General features: G+C 70.2%; 27 protein-coding genes. 14 read left to right on the forward strand and 13 right to left on the reverse strand.

The window, feature by feature from the left end; translation table 11 throughout:
• Nucleotides 1-167 precede the first annotated feature (167 nt).
• The 3 genes from AB0I03_RS25350 to AB0I03_RS25360 all read right to left on the reverse strand — a co-directional run bounded on the left by AB0I03_RS25350 (nt 168) and on the right by AB0I03_RS25360 (nt 3,234).
• A complete protein-coding gene (locus AB0I03_RS25350) occupies nt 168-734 on the reverse strand; it encodes a hemerythrin domain-containing protein (protein WP_360416990.1) in 567 nt (188 codons plus the stop codon).
• Nucleotides 735-889: 155 nt separating this feature from the next.
• Nucleotides 890-1,306: a CBS domain-containing protein gene (locus tag AB0I03_RS25355; RefSeq protein ID WP_360416992.1), complete on the reverse strand. Its 417-nt coding sequence runs from the start codon at nt 1,304-1,306 to the stop codon at nt 890-892.
• An 89-nt stretch (nt 1,307-1,395) separates the two neighbouring features.
• The gene (locus tag AB0I03_RS25360; RefSeq protein WP_360416994.1) at nt 1,396-3,234 is read right to left on the reverse strand and encodes a transketolase; all 1,839 of its coding nucleotides are present in this window, start codon (nt 3,232-3,234) and stop codon (nt 1,396-1,398) included.
• 193 nt (nt 3,235-3,427) lie between these two features.
• Here AB0I03_RS25360 and AB0I03_RS25365 point away from each other — a divergent pair, with 193 nt between their 5' ends.
• The 4 genes from AB0I03_RS25365 (at nt 3,428) to AB0I03_RS25380 (ending at nt 5,668) form a co-directional block, all read left to right on the forward strand.
• The gene (locus AB0I03_RS25365; RefSeq protein ID WP_360416996.1) at nt 3,428-3,955 is read left to right on the forward strand and encodes a DUF4383 domain-containing protein; all 528 of its coding nucleotides are present in this window, start codon (nt 3,428-3,430) and stop codon (nt 3,953-3,955) included.
• Between the two features lie 275 nt (nt 3,956-4,230).
• Complete coding sequence (locus AB0I03_RS25370) at nt 4,231-4,560, forward strand: plasmid stabilization protein (RefSeq protein WP_360416998.1); 330 nt, start codon at nt 4,231-4,233, stop codon at nt 4,558-4,560.
• A gap of 23 nt (nt 4,561-4,583) precedes the next feature.
• Entirely contained in the window at nt 4,584-5,105 is a 522-nt protein-coding gene (locus tag AB0I03_RS25375; RefSeq protein ID WP_360417000.1) for a phage holin family protein, read from the forward strand.
• A complete protein-coding gene (locus tag AB0I03_RS25380) occupies nt 5,102-5,668 on the forward strand; it encodes a hypothetical protein (protein ID WP_360417002.1) in 567 nt (188 codons plus the stop codon). Before AB0I03_RS25375 ends, AB0I03_RS25380 begins: the two co-directional genes overlap by 4 nt.
• A 364-nt stretch (nt 5,669-6,032) precedes the next feature.
• Here AB0I03_RS25380 and AB0I03_RS25385 read toward each other — a convergent pair whose 3' ends face one another.
• Entirely contained in the window at nt 6,033-6,878 is an 846-nt protein-coding gene (locus AB0I03_RS25385; RefSeq protein WP_360417004.1) for an SDR family oxidoreductase, read from the reverse strand.
• A gap of 369 nt (nt 6,879-7,247) precedes the next feature.
• Here AB0I03_RS25385 and araB point away from each other — a divergent pair, with 369 nt between their 5' ends.
• From araB to AB0I03_RS25405, 4 genes are all read left to right on the forward strand, one after another.
• The gene (gene araB, locus AB0I03_RS25390) at nt 7,248-8,912 is read left to right on the forward strand and encodes a ribulokinase (RefSeq protein WP_360417006.1); all 1,665 of its coding nucleotides are present in this window, start codon (nt 7,248-7,250) and stop codon (nt 8,910-8,912) included.
• On the forward strand, nt 8,909-9,598 hold the full coding sequence (locus AB0I03_RS25395; RefSeq protein WP_360417008.1) for an L-ribulose-5-phosphate 4-epimerase: 690 nt from the start codon (nt 8,909-8,911) through the stop codon (nt 9,596-9,598). Before araB ends, AB0I03_RS25395 begins: the two co-directional genes overlap by 4 nt.
• Before the next feature lie 5 nt (nt 9,599-9,603).
• Entirely contained in the window at nt 9,604-11,100 is a 1,497-nt protein-coding gene (araA, locus tag AB0I03_RS25400) for an L-arabinose isomerase (RefSeq protein WP_360417010.1), read from the forward strand.
• A 216-nt stretch (nt 11,101-11,316) separates the two neighbouring features.
• Nucleotides 11,317-11,664: a hypothetical protein gene (locus tag AB0I03_RS25405; RefSeq protein WP_360417012.1), complete on the forward strand. Its 348-nt coding sequence runs from the start codon at nt 11,317-11,319 to the stop codon at nt 11,662-11,664.
• A gap of 63 nt (nt 11,665-11,727) precedes the next feature.
• Here AB0I03_RS25405 and AB0I03_RS25410 read toward each other — a convergent pair whose 3' ends face one another.
• Nucleotides 11,728-12,882: an ROK family transcriptional regulator gene (locus AB0I03_RS25410; protein ID WP_360417014.1), complete on the reverse strand. Its 1,155-nt coding sequence runs from the start codon at nt 12,880-12,882 to the stop codon at nt 11,728-11,730.
• 155 nt (nt 12,883-13,037) lie between these two features.
• Between AB0I03_RS25410 and AB0I03_RS25415 the strand changes: the two genes are divergently transcribed.
• The 5 genes from AB0I03_RS25415 to AB0I03_RS25435 all read left to right on the forward strand — a co-directional run bounded on the left by AB0I03_RS25415 (nt 13,038) and on the right by AB0I03_RS25435 (nt 17,616).
• Nucleotides 13,038-14,273: an MFS transporter gene (locus AB0I03_RS25415; RefSeq protein WP_360417016.1), complete on the forward strand. Its 1,236-nt coding sequence runs from the start codon at nt 13,038-13,040 to the stop codon at nt 14,271-14,273.
• A gap of 251 nt (nt 14,274-14,524) precedes the next feature.
• Nucleotides 14,525-15,112: a TMEM165/GDT1 family protein gene (locus tag AB0I03_RS25420; RefSeq protein WP_360417018.1), complete on the forward strand. Its 588-nt coding sequence runs from the start codon at nt 14,525-14,527 to the stop codon at nt 15,110-15,112.
• Nucleotides 15,113-15,122: 10 nt separating this feature from the next.
• Nucleotides 15,123-15,677, forward strand: a complete 555-nt coding sequence (gene rnhA, locus AB0I03_RS25425; RefSeq protein WP_360417020.1) for a ribonuclease HI — start codon at nt 15,123-15,125, stop codon at nt 15,675-15,677.
• Complete coding sequence (locus tag AB0I03_RS25430) at nt 15,674-16,555, forward strand: tetratricopeptide repeat protein (protein WP_360417022.1); 882 nt, start codon at nt 15,674-15,676, stop codon at nt 16,553-16,555. The genes rnhA and AB0I03_RS25430 overlap by 4 nt, the downstream gene beginning before the upstream one ends.
• A 146-nt stretch (nt 16,556-16,701) precedes the next feature.
• A complete protein-coding gene (locus AB0I03_RS25435; RefSeq protein WP_360417024.1) occupies nt 16,702-17,616 on the forward strand; it encodes an arginase family protein in 915 nt (304 codons plus the stop codon).
• Nucleotides 17,617-17,627: 11 nt separating this feature from the next.
• Here the strand turns inward: AB0I03_RS25435 and AB0I03_RS25440 are convergent, their stop codons facing one another.
• Entirely contained in the window at nt 17,628-18,767 is a 1,140-nt protein-coding gene (locus AB0I03_RS25440; protein WP_360417026.1) for a hypothetical protein, read from the reverse strand.
• A gap of 104 nt (nt 18,768-18,871) precedes the next feature.
• On the opposite strand from AB0I03_RS25440, the gene AB0I03_RS25445 reads away from it, so the two are divergent.
• A complete protein-coding gene (locus AB0I03_RS25445) occupies nt 18,872-20,059 on the forward strand; it encodes an RtcB family protein (protein ID WP_360417028.1) in 1,188 nt (395 codons plus the stop codon).
• Between the two features lie 106 nt (nt 20,060-20,165).
• Here AB0I03_RS25445 and AB0I03_RS25450 read toward each other — a convergent pair whose 3' ends face one another.
• The 7 genes from AB0I03_RS25450 to AB0I03_RS25480 all read right to left on the reverse strand — a co-directional run bounded on the left by AB0I03_RS25450 (nt 20,166) and on the right by AB0I03_RS25480 (nt 24,854).
• A complete protein-coding gene (locus AB0I03_RS25450; RefSeq protein WP_360417030.1) occupies nt 20,166-20,576 on the reverse strand; it encodes a hypothetical protein in 411 nt (136 codons plus the stop codon).
• 85 nt (nt 20,577-20,661) lie between these two features.
• Nucleotides 20,662-21,075 carry a hypothetical protein gene (locus AB0I03_RS25455; RefSeq protein ID WP_360417032.1) on the reverse strand — a complete coding sequence of 138 codons (414 nt, stop codon included), beginning with the start codon at nt 21,073-21,075 and terminating at the stop codon, nt 20,662-20,664.
• 4 nt (nt 21,076-21,079) lie between these two features.
• Nucleotides 21,080-22,627, reverse strand: coding sequence for a polyamine aminopropyltransferase (locus AB0I03_RS25460; RefSeq protein ID WP_360417061.1), 1,548 nt, complete (start codon nt 22,625-22,627; stop codon nt 21,080-21,082).
• 60 nt (nt 22,628-22,687) lie between these two features.
• Entirely contained in the window at nt 22,688-23,134 is a 447-nt protein-coding gene (locus AB0I03_RS25465; RefSeq protein ID WP_360417034.1) for a DUF350 domain-containing protein, read from the reverse strand.
• Nucleotides 23,135-23,170: 36 nt separating this feature from the next.
• A complete protein-coding gene (locus tag AB0I03_RS25470) occupies nt 23,171-23,635 on the reverse strand; it encodes a DUF4247 domain-containing protein (RefSeq protein WP_360417036.1) in 465 nt (154 codons plus the stop codon).
• Nucleotides 23,636-23,692: 57 nt separating this feature from the next.
• Nucleotides 23,693-24,184: a DUF2617 family protein gene (locus AB0I03_RS25475; protein WP_360417038.1), complete on the reverse strand. Its 492-nt coding sequence runs from the start codon at nt 24,182-24,184 to the stop codon at nt 23,693-23,695.
• A gap of 58 nt (nt 24,185-24,242) precedes the next feature.
• Nucleotides 24,243-24,854: a DUF4178 domain-containing protein gene (locus AB0I03_RS25480; RefSeq protein ID WP_360417040.1), complete on the reverse strand. Its 612-nt coding sequence runs from the start codon at nt 24,852-24,854 to the stop codon at nt 24,243-24,245.
• Nucleotides 24,855-24,977 lie beyond the last annotated feature (123 nt).

Raw genomic sequence — 24,977 nt, forward strand, 5'->3', positions numbered from 1 at the left:
ACCACACCCCCCCCACCACCTTTCCCACCCCCCCCCATTTCCCTAACCCGCCTTTTCGGCGGTTTTCGTTTACTTGCCCCCCCCGCCGGGGGGGGCGCCCCCCCCCCCCCCCCGCTCCGGTTCTTTCGTCGTGTTCCTCTGCCGCGCAAGGCCACCGCTACGTGTTCTCAGACATCGCGGTGGGTCAGCGTGTCGCGGATCTTGTCGATGAAGCCGATGCCGGGGCCGAGGATGAGGTTGCCCGGCGGCGTGTCGGGTGCGTGGGGGTGCGGCCGGGTCGGCGCGAACTCCTTGGCGGCCAGCACCTTGAAGCCGAGGTCCTGCAGCTCCTCCTCGTCGCATGCCTCGCGCAGGCGGGGGAGGAGGTGGCGCTCCTCCTCGTCCAGGTGGTGGCGGACGTCCTCGATCATCTGGGCGAGGAGCGGCTCGAAGCGCGGGTCCTCCGGTTCGAGCCCTTCGAGTTCCTTCATGACCTCCTCGGCCTCCGCGTGCTCCTCGATCTCGTGCTCGACGATCTCGTCGCCGTCGGGGAGGCGGGTGCGGGCGGCCGGGTACACGAACTGCTCTTCGGCGACGCCGTGGCGGACGATCTCGGCGATGGCGTGGTCGGCCAGGTCCTTGCGGGCGGCGGGGTCGCCGGCCCGGCTCTCGAGCTCGACGAACACGGCCTCGAACCGGCGGTGGTCGTGGATGATGACATCGATCAGGTCGGTGTCTGCCTCGGTCTCCGGCATCATTCCTCCATTGTGCAATCGCTCGGGTTCTGGGCGTACCCTGCGATTCCCGGGCAAAACCCCCGCCACCGTCCAGCAAGGCGCCGCCGCGGCCGGAGCCGCGGCGGCGATTCCACCCCCTGTGGTCTTGCGCCCCAGGAACTTCCGGAGCGGGGTCAGGACTTGATGGAGCCCACGACGTCGCCGGTCACCGATTCGGGCATCCGGTTGGCGATGTCCGCGATCGAGATGATGCCGACGAGGCGGCCCTGGTCGATCACCGGGAGCCGGTTGATCTGGTGCTCCTTCATCTTCGCCATCGTGTTGTTCACGTCCTCGTTCGCGTCGGCGAGGATCAGGTGGCGCTGCGGCAGCTGGTCGACCGTGTAGGTCTCGGGGTCGTGGCCCTTCGCCATGACCTGCAGGACCAGGTCCCGGTCGGTGACCATGCCGTGGAGCTTGTCGTCGTCCGCGCCGCAGATCGGCATCGAGCCGACGTCGAGCTCGGCCATCATCCGGGCCGCGTTCGCGGCGGTGTCGTTGCTCTTGACGCAGGTGCACCCGGTGTGCATGAGGTCGCGTGCGGTTGCCATGCTGCTCGTCTCCATTCGTTGAGCCGTTTTGTCACGAGTATCGTTCGGGTCGTCCTTCCACGCGGCGTTTTGCCGGTTCTCATGCCGGCTCAGGCCACGAGCCGCTGCACGGCCCGCACGATCGCCGCCGAGTCGATCCCGGCCGCCGCCAGCTGCTCGGCCGGCCCGGCCGAACCCGGCATGCCGCGCACTGCCAGCTTGTGGAAGCGCACGTCCGGGATCTGCCCGGCCACGGCGTCGAGGACGGCGTCGCCCAGGCCCCCGACCGGCCAGTGGTCCTCCACCGTCAGGACGCGCCCGGTGTCGGCGGCGGCCTGCCGGATCGTGGGCGCATCGAGCGGTTTGATCGAGTAGGCGTCGATGACGCGCACCGGGATGCCCTCGTCCGCGAGCCGCTCGGCCGCGCCGAGGCTCTCGGAGACCGTGATGCCGGCCGCGACGATCACGGCCCGGTCGTGCGCCGAACCCACCAGGGTCCGGCTGCCGCCCACCGGGAACAGCTCGTCGCCCCGGTAGATCACCGGCGTCTCGGCGCGGGTGGTGCGCAGGTAGCTGATGCCCGGCAGATCGGCCATCGTCGCGGTCAGGTGCGCGCACTGGTTCGCGTCGCACGGGTAGAGCACGACGCTGCGCCACAGCGCCCGGAACATCGCGAGGTCCTCCAAGCCCATCTGGCTCGGCCCGTCGGCACCGATCGACACGCCCGCGTGCGATCCGACGACGCGCAGGTCCGCGCCGCCGATCGCGGCCATCCGCAGGAAGTCGTGGGCGCGCGTCAGGAACGCCGCGAACGTCGACGCGTACGGGATCCAGCCCTGCGTCTGGAGCCCCACCGCCGCCCCGATCATCTGCTGCTCGGCGATGTAGCACTCGAAGAAGCGGTTCGGGAACGCCTTCTTGAACGCGGCCGTGCGGGTCGAGTCGGCGACCTCGCCGTCCACGACCACCACGTCAGGGTTCGCCTCGCCGAGCGCTTCGAGCGCCGCGCCGAAGCCGTCCCTGGTCGCGGCGTTGCTCCCCACCGAGAACGACGGGTGCGCCATCGGCCGCGACGGCCGCGTGCGCCGCGGCTCGCTGGAGCGCGGCGGGCTCACGCGGACGCGCGACTCGCGCACGCCCCCGAGCTCCACGACGGCCTTCTCCGACTCGTCGAGCGGTTTGCCGTGCAGGCCCTCCTTGTCCTCCGCGGCCGCGACGCCCTTGCCCTTGCGGGTCTTCGCGAGGATCACCGTGGGCGCGTCCTGGTGCGCGGCCTCGGCGTACGCCCGGTCGATCGCGACCGGATCGTGCCCGTCGATCTCGATGGTGTGCCAGCCGAACCCGCCGATCTGCGCCGCGTACGCCGCCGTGTCCCACTCGTAGCGGGTCGGCCCCGTCTGGCCCAGCCGGTTCACGTCCACGATCGCGCACAGGTTCCCCAGGCCGAAGTCCGCGGCCGCCGCGAACGCCTCCCACATCGAGCCCTCCGCGATCTCGCCGTCCCCGCACAGCACCCATATGCGCGCCGGCGAACCCGACAGGCGCGCACCCAGCGCCATCCCGACGCCGATCGGCAGCCCCTGCCCGAGTGACCCGGTCGCCACGTCCACCCACGGCAGCCGCGGCGTCGGATGGCCCTCCAGGTCGGAGCCGAGCTTGCGGTAGGTCAGCAGATGCTCCTCGTCGATCGCGCCCGCCGCGTGCAGCATCGCGTACAGCAGCGGCGAAGCGTGCCCCTTGGAGAACACCAGCCGGTCGTTCCCCGGCAGGTGCGGGTGCTCGAAGTCGTAGTGCAGATGCCCGGTCAGCAGACCCGCCATGAGGTCGGCGGCCGACATCGACGACGTCGGGTGCCCCGACCCGGCGCGGGCCGACGCTCGCACCGCGTCGACGCGCAGCTGCTGTCCGAGATCGGCGATATCGCTTGCGCGGGCCTCGATGACGCTCACGGCTCCTCCAGAGTGTCGGGTGCCTGAACGCCAGGACTACCCGTGCTCACCGCCCCGAAACCGGGTGTCGCCGCGCCGCTCACGGGTACTCCGGCACTGCGGGTCCGCACGGACCCCGCGGCGCGCCGCCTCGCCTGAGGATGCCCATAGGCGGGCGGGCGGCGCGCCTGCCACCGGGCGAAGGAGGGGAACGATGAACTCGCAACCGATGTCCACCACCGGCCACCACTGGTGGGAGGCCGAGCGGCGGCGCACCACCGCGGTCCAGCAGGGGGCGATCGCCGCAGGGTGGCTGCTCCTCCTGCTCGGCGTCATGGGCTTCGTGCCGGTCTTCACCCCCGGCTTCTCAGGGATCAGCTTCGCCGGGAACGACACGACCGCCGAGCTCTTCGGCGTCTTCGAGGTCTCGGTCCTCTCCAACCTCGTCCACCTCGTGCTCGGCGTCGTCGGCCTCATCATGGGCTGGATGGTCGCGGCCGCGCGCGCCTACCTCGTCATCGTCGGCGCGTTCCTCGCGCTCCTGGGCCTCTACGGCCTCATCGTGGGCGACTCGACCACCGCCGACTTCCTGCCGACCAACTGGCCGATCGACCTGCTGCACCTCGGCATCGGCGTCCTCATGATCGTGCTCGGCTTCGTCCTGCACACCAAGCTCCCCAAGGAGAGCGAGGCGCGCGGCGAAGGCGACTTCGGCGAGACCAACCGCGGCGCGGCCCGCTGACCGCCCGCACGGAACGGCGCCTCGGGACGGATTCCCGAGGCGCCGTTCTCATATGGTGCTCCGCCACCGGACACGGCAGCCCTCTACAACCGCACCGGCCGGCGGGAGTCGCCCGCAAGCTCGGCTTGCCGGAAGTGGCTACCCGGAGGCCGCCGAAGTATGCGCGCCCCCGACCTGGGCCGCTCCCGCTCAGGCGAGGTTTCCTCAGAGCCGGGCGGGGAACCCGAACCACATCGGAGCCGGCCGAAACCGGACAACGCGGAGGGGAGGGCATCATGCCGAAGGAATGGAGCAAGAAGGAAGAACGCCAGTACAAGCACATCCGGGACCAGGCAGAGGACCGGGGCATGGGCGAGGACCGGGCGGAGGAGATGGCCGCGCGCACCGTCAACAAGGAGCGCGCCCGCAAGGGCAAGACCAAGACGGCCAGCCGCACGTCCACCAAGGACATGTCGTCCTCCAAGCGAGGCGGGAAGCGCTCGCACTCCGGACCCAAGGGCCGCACCAAGGAACAGCTGTACCAGGAGGCCCGCCGCAAGAACATCGAAGGCCGATCCAAGATGAACAAAGCCGAGCTCGAACGCGCCGTTGAGAAGCGCTCCTGAGCCCGGCGGAGAGAGGTGAGGACATGGAGGTCCGACACGACCCCGAGGCACAGGCCGCCCGCGCCGCCGAGCGCGAGCACGCCGGCGGCTGGGCCGGCGCCGACCGCGACACCCGCGAACGCACCGGACGCCGCGGCGGGGGCCGCCGCGACTGGGAGGAGCAGGACCGCTCGGTCGGCGAGATCGTCGGCGACCTGACCTCGCAGGTGGCGCACCTGGCCCGCGTCGAAGCCCAACTGGCCGCGCGCGAGATCGGCGACAAGGCCAAGCAGGGGGCGTTCGGCGGCGGGATGTTCGCCCTCGCCGGCGTCACCGCCATCTACGGCGGGGCGGCGCTGGCGCTCGCGGCGGGCATCGCGCTCGCGCTGGTGTGGCCGGCGTGGCTCGCGGCGCTCGTGATGGGCGTGGCGCTTCTGGCGGTCGCGGGGATCTTCGCATTGGTGGGTCGCGCCAAGCTGCGCGAGGCCCTGCCGCCGGTCCCCGACGAGACCATGGAACACGCCCGGGAGGACGCCCGGGCCCTGCGAGGGAGGATGGACCGATGACCGGTTGGACGGTGCCGCCGAGCGCGGCAGTCCCGCCCGGCGTCGGGCTCGCCCCGCCCCCGGCGGTGGGCATGCCCTACCAGCCGGAGGACGAGCAGCCCGAGGAGGAGAACCTGGTGCGCCAGCACGACTGGGCCCTCCAGGACGCCGAGGCGGACCACCACAAGTCCACATCGGACTTGGAGAAGGACGCCGAGCGGACCCGCGAGCGGGTCAACGACGCCGTGCTGGAACTGCGGTCGAAGCTCGGGCTCGACGAGGACGCCGCGCACGCGCACGGCCCGTTCGCGCCGATGCGGCGCCACCCCCTGACGGTGGTGGTCGCGGCGACGGGCGCGGCGGCAGCTGCGGTGGTCGGGGTGCACGTCATCCGCGACCAGCGCAGGACCTCGAAGGCCGCGCGCGATGCGGCCCGGGAGGCGATCAAGGCGACCGAGCGCCGTCGCAAGGCGGCCCGCAAGGCCGCGCGCAAGCGCTGGGCTGCGGCGAAGGACGTCTTCGGCTCGGCTGCGACGACCGTGCAGCGCCAGCGCAAGAAGGCGATGCGCCGCCTCACCCACTGAGGTGACGCACGAGCAGCGGAGCGGCGGGCCATGGCCCGCCGCTCCGCCTTTGCGTGGCCGTGCTTGGCCGGCCTGGTGCGGCGGTGCAAACGTGAACGGAGGGTCCCGGCAATTCGGACATCGATGGGCCCCCGGTACTAACCCTGACAGGCGGCTACGACAGATCGGGATGCGGGCTTGCTTGCGTCCGAACGTGAACGGAGGGTCTTGGCAAATCGGACATCTCTGCGAATTCACGGCTCGCAAGCTTCGGCGGGGCCCGGTGCTCACCTTGACCGGCGGGTACGACAGTTCGCGGCGGCCTGTGCCGGACACACGAACGTGCCGCGGCCGGATTCGGCCGCGGCACGTTGGTCTCGGTCGCTCAGCCGGGCATGGTCTCGCCGCCCAGGGCCGCGATGACCTCGCCGGTGATGAAGGACGACATGCGGTTGGAGGCAAGGAACACGAACGAGGGCGCGAGCTCGTCCGGCTCGGCCGGGCGGCCCAGCGGCACCTGCTCGCCGAATCCCTCCACGTGGTCCTCCGGCAGCGTGGACGGGATCAGCGGCGTCCACACCGGGCCCGGTGCGACGCAGTTGACGCGGATGCGCCGCGGCGCGAGCGCCTGCGCCATCGAGTACGTCCAGGCGATGATCGCGCCCTTCGTCGCCGAGTAGTCGATGAGCGTCTTGTTGCCGCGCAGCCCGTTCACGGAGGCGCAGTTGACGATCGCGTCGCCCTCGCCCATGTGCGCCAGCGCCGCCCTGGTCACGCGGTGGAAGCTGTGCATGTTCACGTTGAACGTGTGCTCCCACTGCTCGTCGGTGATGTCCTCCGGCCGCTCGGCCGGGGTCTGCGTCGCGATGTTGTTGACCAGCAGGTCGAGACCGCCGAGGGCCTTCACCGTCTGGTCGACCACCGCGGTGCAGTGGTCGCGGTCCGCGAGGTCGCCCGGGAGCAGCGCGCACTGGCGGTGCTCGGCCTCGACCAGTTCCGCGGTGCGCTCGGCGTCCTCATGCTCCTCGAGGTAGGCGATGGCGACGTCCGCGCCCTCCTTCGCGAACGCGACCGCGACGGCCCGGCCGATGCCGGAGTCGCCGCCGGTGATCAGGGCCCGGCGGTCCTTGAGGAGGCCGCGTCCCTCGTACCCCTCCATGCTGTCCTTCGGCTTCGGGGTCATCTCCTCGGTCTGCCCCGGAGGCTGCTGCTGCTGTCCCGGCTTGCCCATCGGCTCTTCCCTTCGGCTCCGCCCGGCCGCGGCTCGGCCGGTCCCAGGGCTGCGAATACCCGCCGCCGATCGCAAGTAATCCCGTACGGTGTACGACGTACAATGCACGGTGGCGCGCGGAGGGACCTCGATCACACTCAGGGGCCGCCCGCCGGTCGAGGTGCGCCGGAATCGATCCGGTATTTCCGGTTCGGGCTCCCGATCGCCGGACCGCAGCTGGTACCGAACGTGCGAATGCGTTAGGTTGTTGGGGATCCAATCCGTGCGTACGCCACCCTCACGCGGTGGAACAGCAGCATGTGAGCGATCACTTTTTACTTGAGGACCTCGACGAACGAGTCGAAAACGAGCACCCCCAAAGGAGGCGCCATGACTGGCAGCGACAACGATGCCGTTGCTATCGGGATCGACTTCGGCACCCTGTCAGGCCGGGTCGTCGTCGCGTCGGTGGCCGATGGCCGCGAGCTGGCCAGTGCCGAGCACGTGTACGAGCACGGCGCGATCGAGGAGGCCCTCCCGGGCTCCGGCGTCCGCCTCGGCCGCAGCTGGGCGCTCCAGTCGCCCAAGGACTGGGTCGACGTGCTCCGCAACGCCGTCCCCGCCGCGCTCGCCGCCGCCGGTGTGAGCCCCGACCAGGTGGTCGGCGTCGCCACCGACTTCACCGCGTGCACGATCCTGCCGACCACGGCCGACGGCACCCCGCTGTGCGAGCTGGACGACCTCAAGGACCGCCCGCACGCGTGGCCCAAGCTGTGGAAGCACCACGCCGCCCAGGGCCAGGCCGACCGCATCAACGCCGTCGCCGCCGAGCGCGGCGAGTCCTGGCTGCCCCGCTACGGCGGCAAGATCTCCTCGGAGTGGGCCTACGCCAAGGGCCTCCAGCTCCTCGAGGAGGACCGCGAGGTCTACGACCGCGCCGAGCGCTGGATCGAAGCGGCCGACTGGATCGTGTGGCAGCTGTGCGGCGAGGAGACCCGCAACTCCTGCACCGCCGGCTACAAGGGCATCGTGCAGGACGGCGAGCGCCCCTCGCGCGAGTACCTGGCCGCCCTCAACCCCGACTTCGCCGACTTCAACGCCAAGATGGAGCACCCGCTCCTGCCGCTCGGCGACAAGGCCGGCGAGCTCACCGCGCAGGCCGCCGAATGGACCGGCCTGAACCCCGGCACCGTGATCGCCGCCGGCAACGTCGACGCGCACGTCACCGCCGCCTCCGCGAAGGCCGTCGGCCCCGGCCAGATGGTCGCCATCATGGGCACCAGCACCTGCCACGTCGTCAACGGCGAGAACCTGACCGAGGCCCCGGGCATGTGCGGCGTGGTCCGCGACGGCATCACCAAGGGCCTGTGGGGCTACGAGGCCGGCCAGTCCGGCGTCGGCGACATCTTCGCGTGGTTCACCAAGAACGGCGTCCCCGGCGAGTACACCGCCGCGGCCGAGCAGCGCGGGATCTCGATCCACCAGTACCTGACCGAGCTCGCCGAGCAGCAGGCCGTCGGCCAGCACGGCCTGGTCGCGCTCGACTGGCACTCGGGGAACCGCTCCGTCCTGGTCGACCACGACCTGCACGGCGTCATCCTCGGCCTGGGCCTGCAGACCAGGCCCGAGGACGTCTACCGGGCGCTGGTGGAGGCCACCGCGTTCGGCACCCGCATGATCGTCGAGACCCTCGTCAAGGCGGGCGTCCCGATCGAGGAGTTCGTCGCCGCCGGCGGCCTGCTGAAGAACAAGTGGCTCATGCAGACCTACTCGGACGTGCTGCGCATGCCGATCACGGTCCTCACCTCCCAGCAGGGCCCGGCCCTGGGCTCGGCGATCCACGCCGCCGTCGCGGCGGGCGCCTACCCGGACATCTTCGCGGCCTCGGAGGCCATGGGCAAGGTCGAGCGCAACGCCTACGTCCCCGACCAGGCCCGCGCCGACGCCTACGACGAGCTGTACGCCGTCTACGAGGAGCTGCACGACCACTTCGGCCGCGGCGGCTCCCGCGCACTGCACACGCTGCACAAGATCGCCACGGAGGCAACGAAATGACGTTCAAGACGACCGCGGCCGTCGAGGAGATGAAGGTCAACGTCTGCAACCTGCACGCCGAGCTCCTGCGCTGGGGCCTGGTGACCTGGACGAGCGGGAACGTCTCGGGCCGCGTCCCGGGCACCGACCTCATCGTCATCAAGCCGAGCGGCGTCTCCTACGACGACCTCGCGCCCGAGCTGATGGTCGTGACCGACCTCGAGGGCAAGATCCTCGACGGCGAGCTCGCGCCGTCCTCGGACGCGGAGAGCCACAACGTGGTCTACCAGCGGATGCCCGAGGTCGGCGGTGTGGTCCACACCCACAGCCCGTACGCGACCGCGTGGGCCGCGCGCGCCGAGCCGATCCCGTGCGTGATCACGGCGATGGCCGACGAGTTCGGCGGGGAGATCCCGCTGGGCCCGTTCGCGCGCATCGGCTCCGACGCCATCGGCAAGGGCATCGTCGAGACCCTGCAGGGCCACCGCTCCCCGGCCGTGATCATGCAGAACCACGGCGTGTTCACCATCGGCAAGGACCCGAAGGCCGCCGTGAAGGCCGCCGTCATGGCCGAGGACGTGGCGCGCACCGTCCACATCTCGCGCCAGCTCGGCGAGCCGGTCCCGATCCCGCAGGCGGACATCGACAAGCTCTACGACCGCTACCAGAACGTCTACGGCCAGCAGCCGTCCCCCAAGGAGCAGTAACACCAATGGAAACGAAAGAACTCTGGTTCGTCACCGGCAGCCAGCACCTGTACGGCCCCGAGGCCATCGAGCAGGTCGCCCAGAACTCGGCCGAGATCGTCGCCGGACTCGACGGCGCCCCCGCGATCCCCGTCAAGATCGTCGCCAAGCCGGTGCTGACCACCCCTGACGAGATCAAGCGGGTGCTGCTGGAGGCCAACGCCGCCGACGAGTGCATCGGCGTGGTCGCCTGGATGCACACGTTCTCGCCGTCGAAGATGTGGATCTCCGGGCTCGGCGTGCTGCAGAAGCCCCTGCTGCACCTGCACACCCAGCACAACCGGGACCTGCCGTGGGCCGACATCGACATGGACTTCATGAACCTGAACCAGGCCGCCCACGGCGACCGCGAGTTCGGGTACATGCTGACGCGCCTGCGCCACCGCCGCAAGACGATCGTGGGCCACTGGGGTGACGAGAAGGTCCAGGCGCGCATCGGCAACTGGTCGCGCGCCGCCCTGGGCTGGAACGAGGTCCAGAACCTCAAGCTGGTCCGCTTCGGCGACAACATGCGCTATGTCGGCGTGACCGAGGGCGACAAGGTCGAGGCGCAGATCAAGCTGGGCGTCGAGGTCAACACCTACGGCGTCAACGAGCTGACCGCGCGGGTCGAGGAGATCGAGGACAAGGCCGTCGACGGCCTCGTCGCCGAGTACGAGACCGCGTACGACGTGGTGCCCGAACTGCGGGCCGGCGGCGAGCGGCACGAGTCGCTGCGCGACGCCGCCCGCATCGAGCTGGCGCTCCGCTCGGTGCTGGAGGAGCACGGCGCGAAGGCGTTCACGGACACCTTCGAGGACCTGGGCTCGCTCAAGCAGCTGCCGGGCATCGCGGTGCAGCGCCTCATGGCCGACGGCTACGGCTTCGGCGGCGAGGGCGACTGGAAGACCTCGATCCTGGTGCGCCTCATGAAGGTCATGGCCACCGGTCTCGAAGGCGGCACGTCCTTCATGGAGGACTACACCTACAACCTGGGCGCGGAGTCCCCGCAGATCCTCGGCGCGCACATGCTCGAGGTGTGCCCGACGATCGCGGCCGAGAAGCCCACCTGCGAGATCCACCCGCTCGGGATCGGCGGCAAGGAGGACCCGGTGCGCCTGGTCTTCACCGCCCCGCCGGGCGCGGGCATCTGCGTCGGCATGATGGACCTGGGCACCCGGCTTCGCCTGGTGGCCAACGAGGTCGACGCGGTCGAGCCCGACGAGGACCTGCCGAATCTGCCCGTGGCGCGCGCCGTCTGGGAGCCCCGCCCGAACCTGGAGGTCTCCGCCGAGTCCTGGCTGACCGCGGGCGGCCCCCACCACACCTCGTTCACGCAGGCCTTCGGCCGGGACGTCCTGGAGGACTTCGCCGAGATCGCCGGCATCGAACTGGTGACCATCGGCGAGGACACCAACGTCCGCGAGTTCAAGCAGGAACTCCGCTGGAACCAGGTCTACCACCACCTCGAGGGCGGCATCTAGCAAGCGCCGCAAGACGAGTCGATGAGGGGCGGGCCCCGTTGGGGTCCGCCCCTCATTGTGTCGCCGCCCGGATGTCGAGGCGACCGGCGCCGTCCTCGCTGCGTCACCGGCTGCGCGGGCCCGGTTTCAGGGTTGCTCGGCCTGGCACGCCCAGCGCACCGCATGCCAGAATCGAGGCAGCTGCGCCGACCGCGGTCGCCTACCCCTCGGAGCATTATGGACGACGAATACCTCCGCCGGATGCTCGCGCCCTTTCGCCGTGAGCGCGCCTATTTCTCGCTCCTCTGGGGAACTCAGTGGCTCCTGGCGATGCCGCCTTTCGCGGCGGTCTACGTGCCGCTCATGTACCTCATGTTTCCCGTTCCCGTGCCGTGGGTCGCGGCGTGGTTCGCCATCTTGGCGAACGCGTTCATCGCGTTGTGCATGATCGGCATCGGGATGTACGGGGCTTGGGTGTTCCGCCGCAGGCGTCTTGCCGGATTCGGGTACGGGGCTGTACTCAAAGCCGCTTTCTTCATGGTCCGGAAGGACATGCCGTATCTGTCATTCATGCCACCACCGTGACCGTGCGGCGCTGTCGGATCGGTGCCGACGTGGGGTTCGCGCCAGGCACGTGCCCGGCCGGACTCAGAGGCGCTCGCGAAGCCAGTCGTGGGTGAGAATCGCATCCCACGCGATCTCGGCCGCGCCCGTGAGCGGTCCCGCCGAGCCGACCGTCCCCGCCAGGATCTGCGGAGGGTCGTCCCGGCGGAAGGCCATCAGCTGCTCCCTGCAGGCGTCTTCGATCAGGTTGCGCCGCAACCGGATCAGCTCGACGCCGAGCCCAGAGAGGCTGATGGCCTCGGGGTCGAGGGCGTTGGCGAGCGCCCCGAGCCCTTTGCCGAGGGCCGCCGCGTTGTCGTCCAGGGCCGCCGCCGCTTCCTTGTCGCCCGCTTCGGCACGACGCAGGATCTCCTGTGCCAGTTCGCGTCCCGTACCGTAGCCCGGTTCCTTGCCGAACCTCCGCACGAGCGCGTTCGCGCCTACATCGAGGCTCCAGCAGCCGCGCACCCCGCACATGCACTCCAGAGTGGACCCCGTTAGCGGCATGTGCCCGAACTCGCCGGCGATGTTGTGCCCCCCGCGCTGGGCGTCCCCGGCGAGCAGCAGGGTGCCTCCGATGTCGAAGTCGATGTGGAAGTGCATCGCCGTTCCCATGCCCCGCAAGACACCTCGCCGCGACTCGGCGAGTCCGGCGAGCCGCGCGTCGTTGTCGATCACAGTGGTGGGCCAGTCCGCCAACAGGGTGTCGAGCTCGACTTCGTCCCAGCCGAGATGCGAGATGTGCAGCCGGTGGCCGTCGCGGATCGGGCCCGAGGTGGCGAAGCCGACGACGGCCAGCCGTTCGCTCTCGTGCCGCGCCACGGCGGCGCGGATCTCGGTGAAGGCGGCCGGGGTGCGGTCGTGCTCGCCGGTCTCGAGTTCGGTGGCCGCGCCGCCGAGTTCCACGGCGGCGAGCGTCCAGGTGTCCTCCCGGAAGTCGACTGCGAACACTTGGGGCCCTTCGGGATGCGGCACGAGCAGGGTGGTGGGCCGCCCGCGTCCGCTCGATTCGGCCGGGACCTCGTGGAGGAGCCGGGCCTGCTCCAGTTCGCCGACGAGGGCGGCGGCGGTGTTGCGGCCGATGCCGAGCAGCCGGGCGGCCTCGGCCCTGGTGAACGGCTCGGCAGCGTCGTGGACGGCGCGCAGCAGCCGGACCTGGTTGCGAATGCGGAGGTCGGCGCTGGTCATCGTCTGGGGCATGCAGGGATTATGCCAGGCACACCGAAATTTTTGTGTTCGGCTCGAACATAAGCCTTGACGGTACCGCAGGACCTTGTTATGTTCGTGTCGAGAACAAAAACGGTCGGGCCCGCCACCGGACCCGCCTCCCCCGAGACTGCAAGGACCTAACGGCTGTGCCCACCGCAACCAGCACCCCGGACCCGCTCGTCCTGCGCCGCGCCCGCATCGGCCTGCACGGCGCCTTCGCCACCTCCGGCTTCGTCATGGGCGCCTGGGCCGCCTCACTGCCCGGCATCGACGCCCGGCTCGGCCTCGGCGAGGCGAAGCTCGGCACCGCGCTCCTGCTCATCCAGCTCGTCGGCCTCGGCTCGATGGTCCTCGCCGGCCGCATCGCCGACCGCGTGACCAGCCGCAAACTGCTCCTGTGGACCGCCCCCGCCACGCAACTGGTGCTCATCGCGCCCGCCCTCGCCCCGAGCTACACGACGCTCCTCGCCGCCGCCGCGCTCTACGGCATCGGCGTCGGCTTCATCGAGGTCGGCATCAACGCCCACTCGGTCGAGCTCGAGCAGCGCTACGGGCGCCCCATCATCTCCGCGTTCCACGGCCTCTGGAGCCTCGGCAGCGCCCTCGCCGGCGCCGTCACGGCCCTCGCCCTGGGCATCGGCTTCGGCGGCGAAGGCGTCCTCATCGCCGTGGCCCTCGTCAGCGCGGTCGCCATGGCCGCCTTCACACGTCCGCTGCTGCCGCCACCGGGTCGAGACAACTCCGGCGGCAGCAGCGGAGCCCCCGTCCGCCGCATCGGCGCCCTGCTCCTCGCCGCACTGTTCGTCCTCGGCCTCGGCGGGCACCTCATCGAGTCCGGCGCGATCGACTGGGCGAACCTCCACGCCGCCAACGCCCTCGAAGCCGACGCCGCGCTCGCGCCCCTCTCGTACACCGTCTTCGCCGTCGCCATGACCGTCTTCCGGCTCTTCGGCGACCCCATCCGCGCGAAGCTCGGCCCCGGCCCGACCCTGCTGTGGGCCGGCACCCTGGCCACCGCCGGGTACATCCTCGTCCTTGTCTCGGATGTATCCGGCGGTCTCCCCCTCGCCTGGACCGGCTGGCTCCTCGCCGGCAGCGGCATCGCCATCATCGTCCCGGTCCTGTTCAGCGCCATCGGCGACGCCGGAGGCACCCCCTCCAACGTCGCGCTCATCTCCATGTCCGGCTCCGCCGGGCTCCTCATCGGCCCCGCCGCCATCGGATACATCGCCGAGGCCACCACCATCACGACCGGGCTCCTCGTCCCCACGGTGCTCGCCGCGTTCGCGGCCTTCGCCGGGCCGCTCACCCTGCGCCGCCTCCTCAAGGACCGGGCCCCGGAACCCAACGCCGACAAGGCGACCGCCTCGACCGCCGCCTGACCGGCGCGGCGCACGTCACGCACCGGACCCGTCGCCGCGGCGACGGGTCCGCGCGTACACTTGCCAGCGCAGAAGGGGAGTAGCTCCCAACGCTGCGGTCGACATACTGGTCCCACTCGGCTCGCCGAACCGGACCCGGCCGCACGGCCTCGGTTCCCGGGGCGAGCGAGACCTTCGACCAAGGCCGTACGGCCGGGTCGAGGTCCGCGACTGCCCTCCTCCCGGCGTGAACACTGGGAGGATCACCCTCAATGGACGCATTGCTCATCGCCGCAGGCATCGCCTTCGGCGCCGTCTTCCTCGGCGAGATGGGGGACAAGAGCCAGCTCATGGCCCTGACGTTCGCCACCAAATACCGGATGCGCACCGTCATCCTCGGCCTCGTGATCGCCATCGGCGCACTCATCGGCCTCTCCGTGGGCGTCGGCGCCGCCGTCGGGAACCTGCTCCCCACGGACTGGATCCGCCTCGCCGCGGCGGTCATGTTCATCGGCTTCGGCCTCTGGGGCCTCAAACCCGAGAAGGACGACGACGAGGACGACGGCCCCATCAAGGAGCGCCGCACCGGCCTGCTCACCATCGTCACCGCCATGTTCCTCGCCGAGTTCGGCGACAAGACCATGCTCATCGCGATGGGCATGGGCTCCAGCTACGACCCGTGGGGCGTCTGGATCGGCGGCACCGCCGGCATGCTCGCCGCCGACCTCCTCGCCGTGTTCGCCGGCGCCTGGATCGCCAAGCGCATCCCCGAGAAGGTCGTCCGCTACGTCTCCTCCGGCCTGTTCCTGGTGATCGGCGTCCTGCTGGCCATCGAGGCCGTCTCGGCGCTCGCCGACTAAGCTGGCGTTCATGCCGAAACCGGACGCGAACGAGGACACCGCCGTCATCTACACCGACGGGGCGTGCTCCGGCAACCCCGGCCCGGGGGGCTGGGGCGTCTACTACCAGTGGGGTGCGCACGAGAAGGAGCTCTACGGAGCCGAGAAGGCCACCACGAACAACCGCATGGAGCTCATGGCCGCCATCCAGGCCCTGGAGACCCTCAAGCGGCCAATGGACGTCGTGCTCTACACCGACTCCTCCTACGTGCGCAACGGCATCACGTCGTGGATGAACGGCTGGAAGCGCAACGGCTGGATCAACTCCAAGAAGGAGCCGGTCAAGAACGCCGACCTGTGGCGCCGCCTCGACGAGGCCGCCGCCCGCCACACCGTCGACTGGCGCTGGGTCAAGGGCCACGCGGGCGACCCGGGCAACGAGCGCGCCGACCGCCTCGCCTGCAAAGGCCGCGACGAAGCCGCCGGGCGCCGCTTATCCGCCGCTTATTCCCGCCGCGCCGCGTCCCACACCGCGACCGGCCCCTACTCCCGAGCCACGATGAGAATGGAACAATCACCACTATGAGCGACCAGGTACCGTCACGATTCTCCGGAGGCGTCGACCTCAGCACCCTCGCGGCCGCCGCGCAGCAGCAGGCCGCGCAGTCCCAGCAGGGCGGCCTCCCCGGCGGCGGCGGCGTCGTAGCGATCGACGTCACCGATGCGACCGTCCAGAGCGAAGTGCTCGAGCGCTCCCTCGACGCGCTCGTCATCGTCGCCTTCTGGGCCGACCAGGTGCCCGAGAGCCTCCAGGTGCGCGACGCCCTGCAGCGCCTCGCCGCCGAGGCCGGGGGCGCGTGGGTGCTCGCGAAGGCCGACGTGCTGCAGAACCAGCAGCTTGCCGCCGCGCTCCAGCTCCAGTCGCTGCCCGCCGTCGTCGCGCTCGCGCAGGGCCGCCCGCTCGACCTGCTCCAGGGCCCGCAGTCCGAGCAGAGCCTGCGCCAGTGGATCGGCCGCGTCACGCAGGCGGCCGGGCTCGACGTGCCCCAGCCGGTCGACCCCGAGCTCGTCAACGCCGAGAACCTCATGGTCGAAGGCCAGCTCGACGCCGCCGAGGCCGCCTACGACAAGTACCTCAAGAACCACCCGGCGTCCGGCGAGGCCGAGGCCGGGCTCGCGCAGGTGCGGATGCTGCGGCGCGTGGGCGCCCTGCCCGACAACGCCGTCGCCATCAGCGACGCCGACCCGGACAACATCGACGCGGCCCTCGCCGCCGCCGACCTGCAGCTCCTCTCGGGCCAGGCCGAGGCCGCCTACGAGCGGCTCATCGCGCTCGTCGCCAAGAACTTCGGCGACGACCGCGAGCGCCTGCGCAAGCGCCTCGTCGAGCTGTTCACCGTCGCCGGCGTCGACGACCCGGCTGTGGCGAAGGCCCGCCGCAAGCTCAGCGCCGTCCTGTTCTAACCGATCGACCACCGCCGCAAGGCGATCCGAACCTCCGCGCCACCCTGTGACGCGGAGGTTCGGCCGTTCGGTGGACCGCCGGAGCTGGTGCCGGGGCGGTCCGCTGTGACAAGCTAACGTGGCCGGTGCCCTGTGGGAGGTGAGCGTTGCCAGCGACTCGATCGAGACGCATCGCGGTCCTCGACGCGCCCTCCAACCTCGGACTGCGCCCGCCCACCCCCAGCACCGTCCCCGGCTGCGCGAAAGCACCGGGGGCGCTGCGCGACCACCGCCTCCTCTCGCGCCTCAACGCCGTCGACGCCGGGTGCCTCACCCCGCCGCGGTTCGACGCCTCCGCGTGGCGCCCCGGCGACGGCGTCGGCCAGGCGAAGGCTATCGCCGAGTACACGCGCCGCCTCGCCGACCGGGTCGAGCGCCTGTGGCAGGAGCGGCGGTTCCCGCTCGTCCTCGGCGGCGACTGCTCGATCCTCCTCGGTCCCGCGCTCGCGGCTCGCCGGCGCACCGAACGCGACCGCCAGGACCGCGGCCTGGTCTTCATCGACGCGCACTCCGACTTCCGCCACCCGGGGAACTCGCAGTACGTGGGCGCGGCGGCGGCCGAGGAACTGGCGCTGGCCACCGGTCGCGGCCAGCCCGATCTCACCGACATCGGGGGTCTGCGCCCCTACGTCGACACCGACCACCTCGTCGTCCTCGGCCTGCGCGCCGACGACCCGCACCGCGTCGAACTCGAGGCCTCCGGCGTCAACATGCGCACCGTGCCCGCCCTGCGCGCCAACGGCGTCGGCCGTTCCGCGGAGTGGGCGCTGGACGCGCTCGGCGACGTGGCGACGTTCTGGCTCCACGTCGACACCGACGTCCTCGACCCCTCGGTGATGCCCGCCGTCGACGGCCCGGCGCCCGGCGGCATCTCCCTCGGGGAGCTGAGCCAGATCATCACGACCTGCGCCGCCGACGACCGCTGCGCCGGCATGGACCTCACCGTCTTCGACCCCGACTACGACCCCGACGGCCAGTACGCGAAGGCCCTCACGGACCTCCTGGTCGAGGCCCTCCAATAGGGACGAGGTGCTCAGCGGGCCGGGAATCTGGCGTCGCCTACAGCGAAGCCGGCCAGGAAGTTCGCGATGACCAGCGCGATGATCTGCATTGCGAGGCCATAGACGAAGACCCCCGTTGACGCGGTGTCGAAGAGCTGGTCGGTGAATCCGCTCGTCGGGATCAGCCGGAGTGCACAGCCCAGGTAGACGATGCCGGCAATGAGGATCAGGACTGCCAGGGACCAGAGATCGCCCCTGGACGGTCGATCCGTGTCCCCCCGGTAGTACGCGAGTCGACCCGGCACGGCGATCTCCTCGATCCGTTTCGAAGGCGGCTTCAAGAGCGCGGCGGCCGAGAGCAGTACGAGACCGTATCCGCCGAACGCGAACACCGGAGTCAGTGGAAACTTCGTGACCTGAACCGCCTCGGAGTACGAGTCGGCGAACACGATGCCAAGGCGGACATCGTCGGGGTCGTAGACCGCCCACACCAGACCGTCCCAGTTGTCGGTCCCGCGTGGATCGATGTTGCTGCTGATCTGGTCATGGACCGGATGAAAGCCGGTGCTGGTCGTGATGGAGCCGGTGAACTCGAAGCTGTACCGGGGACCGCGCCGGCTGCTGGACTGCTCTACTTCGCTGATCGCGGTGATGTCGACCGGGCTGATGCCGGGGTCGCCCTCGATGAGGGCGCGCCAGGCGGGGTCGTCGCCGAGCGTGCCCGCGACTAGGGCGAAGACCGCGCAGGCGCCGAGGAGCATCATGCTGTGGACGGCGAATGCCCGTCGCCGCAGCAGTCGCCGTGCGGTGGCCTCTGCGGATGGGAGCTCGCTCTTCGAAAGCCTTCGGACCGTCGCCGCGCGACCCAGTCGCCACCGCAGCCGCAACCACACGACGACCAGCGCGACCGCTGCCAGGAGCAGCAGACAACCGATGAGTTCGGCGAATTCGCCGTGCCACCAGAGGTATCCGGCGGCCTGCATCGCGATCACTGCGATCAAGCAGAGGTTGGCTCCAGCGATGGCAGCCGTCATCTGTCGACGAGCGCGCCGGGGCGCAAAGCGGGGCTGCATGATCAGTGCTTTCAGGGAGGGGGGAGGTGATCCGGGCCAAGGGTACCGGCCCAGGAACTGCAGCGACCAGCTGCGAGCCCTGTTCTGCAAGGCGCCCAAGGCGCGCCCTATTAATGTGTTGGACTTTCGCATGCGTGCGTAGGAACATTGACCTCGCAACTCGGCCGGTTGTCCACAATGACCCCTCTGAGAGGAGCCCCTCCATGTCCTTCACCGACCTCAAGTCCAAGGCGGCTCCGATCCGCCTGTGGGGCGACGTCGACTCGGTCGAACCGCAGGCGCTCGGCCAGCTCCACAACATCGCGCGGCTTCCTTGGGTCCACGGTGTGGCCGTCATGCCCGATGTGCATTACGGCATCGGCGCCACGGTCGGCTCGGTCATCGCGATGCGCGGCGCGGTCTCGCCCGCGGCGGTCGGGGTGGACATCGGCTGCGGCATGACCGCGCAGCGGACCTCGCTCACCGCCGACGATCTGCCCGACGACCTCGGGCGGCTCCGCTCGGCGATCGAGGCTGCGATTCCGGTCGGCCAGGCCATGCACAAGAGCTCGGTCGACACCGGTCACGTCAAGACCGGTCTGCACGGCTGGCACGAGTTCTGGTCAGGCTTCGACGATCTGGCCCCGCAGGTCGCCCGAAGGGCCGAAGCAAAGGCGATGAAGCAGCTCGGCACCCTGGGCGGCGGCAACCATTTCATCGAAGTTTGTCTATCTGACGATGGCCAGGTCTGGCTGATGCTCCACTCCGGCTCCCGGTACGTGGGGAACGCACTGGCGCAGCATCACATCGAGAAGGCGAAGGATCTGCCGCACAACGCTGACCTGCCCGACCCCGATCTGGCGGTGTTCATCGCCGACACGCCGCAGATGGAGGCGTACCGGCGCGACCTGTACTGGGCGCAGGAGTACGCGCGCCGCAACCGGGCGGTCATGATGGCGCTCCTGCGCCAGGTCGTCAAGAAGCGGTTCGCGAAGGTCCGCTTCGAGCCCGAGATCTCCGTCCACCACAACTACGTGGCGGAGGAGAAGCATGACGGCCAGGACCTCCTGGTGACCCGCAAGGGCGCGATCCGCGCGGGTCTGGGGGACATGGGGATCATCCCGGGTTCGATGGGCGCTTCGAGCTTCATCGTGCGCGGCCTCGGCAACGGCGACGCCTACGAGTCGGCCTCGCACGGTGCGGGGCGGAAGATGAGCCGGAACGCGGCGAAGAAGCGCTTCACCGCCGAGGACCTCATCGCCCAGACCGAGGGCGTCGAGTGCCGCAAGGACGCCGGGGTCCTCGACGAGATTCCCGGCGCCTACAAGGACATCGAGCGGGTCATGGCCGCCCAGTCCGACCTCGTCGAGATCGTGGCGCGGCTGCGTCAGGTCGTCTGCGTCAAGGGCTGATCAGCACAGAAGGGCCGGACGGGAAACCGTCCGGTCCTTCCTCGCGAACCGGTAGCGCACGGCAGGGCCCGAACGCTTCTGCATTCGGGCCCTGCCGTTTGCGCGATCAGGCCTGGGGGAGGACCGAGATGAGGCGGGCGAGGTCGTCGCGGTTCATGCCGACCATGTTCACCTTGCGGGGCTTGCCGTTCTGGCCGACGCGCATGATCTTGGACTTGGCGGGGTCGAAGTAGATGCGCTCGCCCTTGGGCGCGCCGTAGGAGCGCATGCGGTACCCGAAGGGGTGGAACAGGTCCAGTGCACCGGTCGCGGTGTCGTAGGTGCAGTAGGGCCGGGTGAACGAGAGGACGCCCATGATCAGGAAGAGCGGGCCGAGGATGATCCAGAAGCTGAACCGGCCGCCGACGAGCGCGAGCACGCCCAGCAGTCCGAGGATGCCGCCGGCGACGATGTTGAGGACTGAGAGGCCGGTGCCGTACTTGACGGTGACGAGGTAGGGGTTCTGCGTTGCGGTCACTGCTGTTCCTTGTGGGCTTGTGGGGACACGGGGCGAGGGGAGTGCCAGGATATCGCGTCGTGTCGAACCGGCCTCGGGGCGCGGTTCAGGCCGGGTAGTAGGGCAGTGCCGCGAACAGCCGGGTCAGGTCCTCGGTGTGGCCCGTCCAGGTCTTCACGGGCAGGTGGGCGCCCTGTGGGGTGACGCGGATGAGGTTGCGGCCGTTGAAGTAGAGGTGTTCGCCCGCGGGGGCGCCGTGGATCTTGTCCTTGTAGCCGAAGAGGTCGATCAGCCGCAGGGTGCCGGTAGCGGGCTCGTAGACGCAGTACGGCTTCGTGAACTGGAGGATCCCGATGAGGAGCGAGATGAGCCCCGAGAGCAGGAAGCCGATGGCGCCCGCGCCGACGATGCCTGACATGAGGGTGATCCCGCCGATGAGCGTCAGCGCGCCCATGGCGGTGATGAGGCCCGGGACGACCGGGTTGTAACGGACGGCGATGGGATGCGGGGCGGGGTGCATGGGGTCAGTAGTTGTTCCACTCGGATTCGACCCGGTCGAGGATCACGGGGCGATTGAGCGTGGAGGGCTCCATGTCCATGCGGTCGCGGTCGGGCGGGAAGACCTGGGCGGCTTCGATGAGTTCGGGCGTGAGGGACTGGAACGGGCCGACTGAGGTGTCCAGGCCGAGGTCGGGGAGTTCGCCGCCGGATTGGACGAGCATGTACCCCCAGTCACCGAAGCTGGGCACCGACACCCAGTACGGGGCGGGCGCGTGGCCGGCCGCTTCGAGGGTCGCGGCGATGGTCCAGAACGTCTTCGGCGCGAAGTACGGGGAGCCGGCCTGGACGACCATCCGGCCGGTGTCGTTGAGGTGGTCCGTGGCCAGGCCGTAGAACTCGACGGAGTAGAGCTTCGCGGTCTCGGTCGCGTCGGGGTCGGGCATGTCGACGATGATCGTGTCCCAAGTGCCCGTCTGCTCGCGCAGCCAGGTGAACGCGTCCGCGTTGACCACCTGGACCTTCGGGTCGTTCATGGCGTCCTCGTTGAGCGCCACCAGGTCGTCGAATTCGCGGGCGAGGTCGGTGACGGCCCCGTCGAGGTCGACCAGGGTCACCGTCTCGACGTCGGGGTAGCGGAGGATCTCGCGCACGGCGAGGCCGTCGCCGCCGCCGAGGACCAGGACGTTCTCGTGGGGGCCGTTCATGGCCGGGTGGACGAGCGCCTCGTGGTACCGGTATTCGTCCACTGAGGAGAACTGCAGGTCGCCATTCAGATAGAGCCGCAGGTCCTGCTCGCCGAACGGCGAGGCCGCCTCGGTCATGACGATCTGCTGGTACTGGCTGTCCTCGCTGTAGACGATCGGCGCCGCGTACAGCGCCTGCCGCGCAGCGGTCTCGAACTTCCCGGTGTACGCGAACGCGGCCACCAGCAGCACCGCGGTCAGTGCGGCGACGACGGTGAGCAGCTGCTTTGCGGCCTTCGAGAGGTCGTGGCGGAACAGGATCCACACCAGCAGGACGCCCGCGACGGCGTTGACCGCGCCGACCAGGAGCGCGCCCTGGATCTGCCCGAAGAACGGCAGCAGGATGAACGGGAACGCGAGGCCGCCGATGAGCCCGCCCAGGTAGTCCGCGGCGTTCAGGTCGGCGACCGCCGCGCCCGCGGCCTGCTCCCGGATGCGTTGCAGGAGTTCCATGAGCAGCGGGATCTCCGCGCCGATCAGGAGCCCGATGGCCGCGGCGACGAGCACCAGCGGCAGGCTGTACAGGTCGGTCCAGGAGAACGCCGCGTACAGCAGCATGACGCTGAATCCGCCCAGCAGCGCCAGGGCGAGCTCGACCGCGGCGAACGCGAGTGCGGGCCAGCGGCGCAGCGGCTTCGCCGCCAGCGCCCCGAGCCCCATCGCGAACACCATGACCGCCAGGACGATCGACGCCTGCTTCGCGGTGTTCCCGACCAGGTAGGCGCCCAAGGTGATGAGCGCCAGTTCGTACACGAGCCCGCACGCCGAGACCGCGAACGCGGTGGCGAGCAGACCGAAGCGCGCCAGGCGGACCCGGCGCGCAGGCATCACGGTCTGAGGGGCGGCCTCAGCGGTCAAGACGGCACCAGTTTCACGAGGGCACCGGCATTACGACAGCGCCATCGCGATGACCCCGCCGAGGGCGAGGTGCATCGCCGAGCTGACCCACACGGCCGGGTGCGGCTCCTCGTCGACGACGAGCGCGCCGAGCTTCCCGGGGGTGATCAGGTCGAGGATGAGGAACGCGACGGCCATCGCGCCGAGCCCGATCACGCCGAACACGAACGTGGAGATGACGCCCTGGACGAGGTCGCCCTCGGAGGCCCAGATCGCGCCGACCACGATGAGGCCGACGCCGACCAGGTTGGAGGACAGGAGGAGCGAGGCGTTGCGGTTGCGGTGGGTCCAGATGAGTTCACCGAGCTTGCCTGGGGTGAGCCAGTCGACGATGAAGAATCCGAGCACCATCAGGGCGATGCCGATGATGCTGTAGGCGAGCGCGCCGGCGACGTCGCCTCCGAACCCTCCCAGTTGACTTTCAACCTGTGCGAGCATGATGGGTTGCCTTTCCTTGTCTGGGTTGGGTTCGCGCTACTTGCCGGAGCCGGGGCCGCCGCCGCGGAACGGCGAGGGGGGTGAGGACGACCATCCCCACAGGATGAACACCGAGGAGTAGTGGTTGTACCCGCTGCGGTAGTCGTGCAGCAGGATCTTCGAGCCGCCGTTGTACGGCGAGACCGCCACGATGTGCTTGGAGTACTGCAGGTAGTACGTGCCGCCCGAGGACCGCTCCGAGCGCGCTTCGGCGTCGTCGTCGATCTGGTCGGCCACCACCGCCGGCGAGTCCGGGGACGTGTACGCCCTGCCGCCGCCCTCGTCGAGGTTCGCGGCCCGCGTGTAGTGGTCGCGGATCGTGTCCGTCGGGTTCGAGAAGTTCGTGTTCATCAGGAAGACCCCGCCGCAGCACAGGGCGATCACGACGATGATCGCCGTCCAGTGCTTCCAGTTCAAGCCCCTGGAGGCGGGCGGCGGAGGGGGCGGGTGCTGATCGGTCATCGGTGGTCCTCGGGTCGTCCTGTCGGGGAGTCGGTTCAGCTTACGGTCGCATTGCGACTACGTCGGTACGACCGTGCTCCGGGTGGTCACGACTTCGCCGTACTGCGGGTAGGTGTGGACGGTCCGCCACGACAGCGGCGCCGTCCCGGTGACCTCCAGTGCCGTGAGCGCGTCCAGGTCGTCCCCGAACACGCCCACGAGCAGGTCCGGCTCGCCGGTGCGCAGCACGGCCCGGTCGCGCAGGGCCCGGACCCGCTGCCGCAGTTCGGGAACCGTGAGTTTCTCGACCGTGCACTCGTAGCGGTGCCGCCACGAGCCGACCCGCTGGGTGAACGCCTCGGGCAGGTCCGGTCCGAGGTCGGACCGGTAGGCGAGGGTCTCGCTGATGAGCCCGTCCGGGGTCGCGACGACCGCCTGGTGGCTCGCGCCGAGCAGCCGCAGCGAGAGCCGCAGCGGCCCGGCGTCGCGTTCGAGCAGGTCGAGGACGGGCATCGCCGGGGCGTCGGGCCGGAAGGTGAGCGAGGCCGCCGAGACGTCGACGAACGGCACCTCGATATGCGCTATCAGCGTGGGCTCCAGTGGGGGATCGAGCGTGGGGACGGGGGGTTCAGGCCTCGTCGCTCTGGTGGTAGATCGTGACCTGGTTGCGGTCCAGGGTAAGCCCCTTCGCCACCTCCCACTTGGCGTCGTCGCCGAACGCCTCGAAGGAGAGCTTCTGGCCGTCGGGGCCCGCATAGTCGTGATAGCGCAGGGTGCCCTGGGGGGCCAGGCCCGTCGTCGCCTCGCTCACGTACTTCGCCTTGCCCTTCTCGTCCGACTTGAACGAGACGCCGTCGTGACTGAGCTCACGCGGGCCGGGCTGCAGGTCGGTGTCGGTGACCTCCTCCCACAGCACCATCTCCACGTCCGGGTCGGCCTCGACCGACAGCCAGCGCCGCACACCGGTGCCGGTGTCCAGGAAGTGCTCGGCCCACCGGTAGTCGCCCTCCGACAGGCGCAGCGTGCCGCGCACCGCGAGGGTCTTGCCGTACAGCTCGACCAGGTCGGCCGCCTTGAGCCGCATCGGGTCGCCGCGCAGCACGTCGGTGTCGGCGTCCGCGAACGGGTCGGCCGGCGGGGGCGGCGGGGTGGGTTCGTTCTTGCGGGAGTTCCTGCGCCAGAGCCACCAGCCGGCGAACACGGCGGCGGCGATGAGCAGCAGGACGATGACGGCTTCCATGGCGTTGCCTTCACAAAGTGGGAGCGGGATGGTTCCTTGACGTCACTCTACCGCCAAGTTGGCAATGCCGGTGTAACCGCTGCGTCGCCTGAGAACCCTACGATGCCGGGGCAGACCCATAGG

It is taken from the genome of Glycomyces sp. NPDC021274 (assembly GCF_040641195.1).
GTDB lineage: Bacteria > Actinomycetota > Actinomycetes > Mycobacteriales > Micromonosporaceae > Glycomyces.